Origin of the sequence: uncultured Merdimmobilis sp., from assembly GCF_902471145.1 — a bacterium.
GTDB lineage: Bacteria > Bacillota > Clostridia > Oscillospirales > Ruminococcaceae > Merdimmobilis > Merdimmobilis hominis.
The window spans coordinates 1-3514 of record NZ_CABRJC010000033.1 but is presented as its reverse complement, the minus strand read 5'-3'; the positions used below and the strand labels follow the sequence as shown (position 1 = coordinate 3514).

General features: G+C 52.2%; 3 protein-coding genes and 1 tRNA gene. All 4 read left to right on the top strand.

Annotated elements, in window-relative coordinates; all coding sequences use genetic code 11:
- Positions 1-156: 156 nt before the first annotated feature.
- Positions 157-233: transfer RNA gene (locus tag RDQ42_RS09960), tRNA-Arg, on the top strand.
- A 287-nt stretch (positions 234-520) separates the two neighbouring features.
- Positions 521-943 carry a GNAT family N-acetyltransferase gene (locus RDQ42_RS09955; protein ID WP_054332572.1) on the top strand — a complete coding sequence of 141 codons (423 nt, stop codon included), beginning with the start codon at positions 521-523 and terminating at the stop codon, positions 941-943.
- A gap of 26 nt (positions 944-969) precedes the next feature.
- Positions 970-1545 (top strand): TetR-like C-terminal domain-containing protein, encoded by a 576-nt coding sequence (locus RDQ42_RS09950; protein WP_071427486.1) that lies wholly within the window; start codon positions 970-972, stop codon positions 1543-1545.
- A gap of 145 nt (positions 1546-1690) precedes the next feature.
- Positions 1691-3460 (top strand): oleate hydratase, encoded by a 1770-nt coding sequence (locus RDQ42_RS09945; protein ID WP_071427485.1) that lies wholly within the window; start codon positions 1691-1693, stop codon positions 3458-3460.
- Positions 3461-3514 lie beyond the last annotated feature (54 nt).

The following is a 3514-nucleotide window of genomic DNA, read 5'->3' as shown; positions in this document are numbered from 1 at the left end:
GAGACTGCCCGGGAGGATAGATCGACGCCGGCATCCTTTACAACAGACCTCTATATTGAGGTCTGTTGTTCTTTATCTCAAACAGAAAAAATATGTTTTTCTTAGAAATAACATTGACAAACTCTTTTTTCTGTGATATTATATTTAAGCTGACATGCGCCAATAGCTCAGCTGGATAGAGTGACTGGCTACGAACCAGTAGGTCGGGGGTTCGAGTCCCTCTTGGCGCACCACGTCGGAGCAAGGTTTACTTTGCTCCGACGTTTTTTATATCTGTGACAGAAATGATGCGGTCTGCCCTTCTCCCGTAAGCCGCCGCAGGCAGATTGTGCATTCACTTTTGTGGGGGCGCTTTGCTTTGGAGGATGAAACCGGATTTAAAAACGGGCTTTGTTTTACAGGTAACCCTATCCGATTGACAGTTTTTTGCTGGTTGGATATAATAAAAGCAGGAAGCATGCGAATGGCCCAATGCCGTTCGCTTTTGTTGTATATAGGGAATAGGAGGAAATAGAAATCAATGACCACCTATACATTCTACGACCATATCCCTGCGCAGGCCAAATACATCCGGGAGGAGGTCTTTGTCAAGGAACAAGGCTTCCACAACGAGTTTGATGAAATCGACAGCCGGGCCATCCACCTGGTGATCTTTGTGGAAGGCCAAGCCGCCGGAACTGCCCGGATGTTTTTGGAACAGGAAGGGGACACCGCTTTTACAGTGGGCCGGGTAGCAGTGTTGCCCCAGTACCGGGGCCTTCACCTGGGAAACCAGATGTTGGCCCTTCTGGAGGAAAAAGCCCGGGAGCTGGGCATACAGCGGATCGCTCTTTCGGCCCAATGCCGTGTCCAACCCTTTTATGAGAAGAACGGCTACATTGCCATGGGGGAGGTCTATCTGGACGAATATTGCCCCCACATCCATATGGAAAAGGAGCTGTAACCGCCCCGGGGTAAAGGAGTGATGATATGGCACAGACAACCAAGCGGGCCTTGGCCGCTTCACTGAAAAAATTGCTGGCCCAAAAGCCGCTGGATAAAATCACAATCGTAGACATTGTCACCGATTGTGAAGTCAACCGCCAAACCTTTTACTACCACTTTCAGGACATATATGATTTGATGGACTGGATCTTTGTCAGCGAGGCCACACAGGTCATCCAAGGAAAAAAGACCTATAACACCTGGCAGCAAGGGTTTTTGCAGATTTTTGAGTACGTACTCGCCAACAAGGCGCTGATCACCAACGCTTATCACTCCCTGAGCCGGGAGCAGATGGAACGGTATCTTTATGACGTGACCTACCACCTACTCATCGACGTGGTGGAGGAGCAGGCAGCGGGCATCCCCGTGCGGCAGGAGGACAAGGCTTTCATCGCCGACTTTTATAAGTACGCCTTTGTAGGCCTCCTGCTGGATTGGATCCGCCAGGGGATGAAAGAGGATCCCAAAAGAATCGTGAACCGGCTGAGCATCCTCATCCATGGGGATATCGGCCGGGCGCTGGAAAAATACCGTACTGACCGGGCCTATCCCGACAGATGATCCCAGTTGTCAAAACTTTATACAATTTGCGGGAGGTGTTTGATTTTTCGACACCTCCCGGTTTTTGTGTATGGCGCCTCCAAGAAAAAGGGAGTATCTTAAAACCAACGAAACAAAACCACCTGATGGATTTGGAGGCAACGATATGTATTATTCCAATGGAAACTATGAAGCTTTTGCACGCCCGGAAAAGCCGGCCAATGTGGATCAAAAAAGCGCCTATCTGGTGGGCAGCGGGCTCGCCTCCTTGGCGGCGGCCTGCTTCCTGGTGCGGGATGGCCAGATGAAGGGGGAGCACATCCATATCCTGGAGGAGTTGAAGATCCCCGGCGGCGCCTGCGATGGCATCAACGATCCCCAGAAGGGGTTTGTCATCCGGGGCGGCCGGGAAATGGAAAACCACTTTGAATGCCTGTGGGACCTGTTCCGCTCTATCCCCTCCATTGAAACCGAAGGGGTCTCGGTATTGGATGAATATTACTGGCTCAACAAACACGACCCCAACTACTCGCTGATGCGGGCCACCGTCAACCGGGGGGAAGACGCCCACACCGACGGCAAATTCACCCTGTCGGAGAAGGCGTCCCTACAGATCATCAAGCTGTTTCTGACCAAGGACGAAGACCTCTATGACAAAACCTTGGACGATGTGTTCGATGAGGAATTCTACTCCTCCAACTTTTGGCTCTACTGGCAGACCATGTTTGCCTTTGAGAAGTGGCACAGCGCCCTGGAGATGAAGCTGTATATCCAACGGTTTATCCACCACATCGGCGGCCTGCCCGACTTCTCCGCCCTCAAATTCACCAAATACAACCAGTACGAATCCCTCATCCTCCCCATGGTCCGCTATCTGGAGGCCCACAACGTCCAGTTTCAGTATGATACCCGGGTCACCAATGTGGTGTTTGACATCCAAGGGGAGAAAAAAGTGGCCAAACAGATCCGCTGCATCCACGGGGGCCGGGAAGAGGCTATCGATCTAATTGAGGACGATTTAGTTTTTGTCACCAACGGCAGCTGCACCGAGAATTCTGCACTGGGGGACGACGACCATGCCCCGGCCTTCCACACCGAAAACGCCGGCTGTTGGGATTTGTGGCGAAACATCGCCCAGCAGCACCCCTCCTTCGGACGGCCGGATAAATTCTGCACCAAAACCAACGAAACCAACTGGGAAAGCGCCACCATCACCACTCTGGATGAAAAAATCCCGCCTTACATTGAAAAAATCTGCAAGAGGGATCCCTTCTCCGGCAAGGTGGTCACCGGAGGCATCGTCACCGTCAAGGATTCTTCCTGGCTGATGAGCTACACCCTCAACCGCCAGCCCCATTTCAAAGAGCAGCCAAAAGGGCAGCTAGTGGTCTGGGTGTATGGCCTGTATACCGATATGCCCGGAGACTTTATCAAAAAGCCTATGCGGGAGTGTACCGGCAATGAGATCACCCAGGAGTGGCTCTACCACATGGGCGTACCGGTGGAGGAGATCCCCCGCCTAGCCCGGGAATCCGCCCACTGTGTCCCCTGTATGATGCCCTACATCACCGCTTTCTTTATGCCGCGGACAGCGGGCGACCGGCCCAAGGTGGTTCCGGAGGGCTGTGTCAACTTCGCCTTCATCGGCCAGTTTGCCGACACTGTGCGGGATACGGTGTTCACCACCGAATATTCGGTGCGCACTGCCATGGAGGCAGTATACACATTGTTAAATATAGATCGTGGAGTACCTGAAGTATTTAATTCCTGCTATGATATCCGGGTATTGCTGGATTCCACCTCCAAAATGATGGACGGCAGGAAGGTCACCGACCTCAAACTCCCCTTTGCCCTTAGCATAGTGGGCAAAAGGGTCCTCAAAAAGGCCCACGGCACCATTGTGGAGGAATTGCTTCAACGCTACCATTTGATTTAACAGATCGCCGTCCCCCTCAAAATTTCTATATAAGGAAGCGCCGGGCCCCATATG

Bases quoted from the DNA above. Each gene is read 5' to 3' on its own strand.
- RDQ42_RS09955 (WP_054332572.1), top strand. From the start codon at position 521: ATGACCACCTATACATTCTACGACCATATCCCTGCGCAGGCCAAATAC.
- RDQ42_RS09950 (WP_071427486.1), top strand. From the start codon at position 970: ATGGCACAGACAACCAAGCGGGCCTTGGCCGCTTCACTGAAAAAATTG.
- RDQ42_RS09945 (WP_071427485.1), top strand. From the start codon at position 1,691: ATGTATTATTCCAATGGAAACTATGAAGCTTTTGCACGCCCGGAAAAG.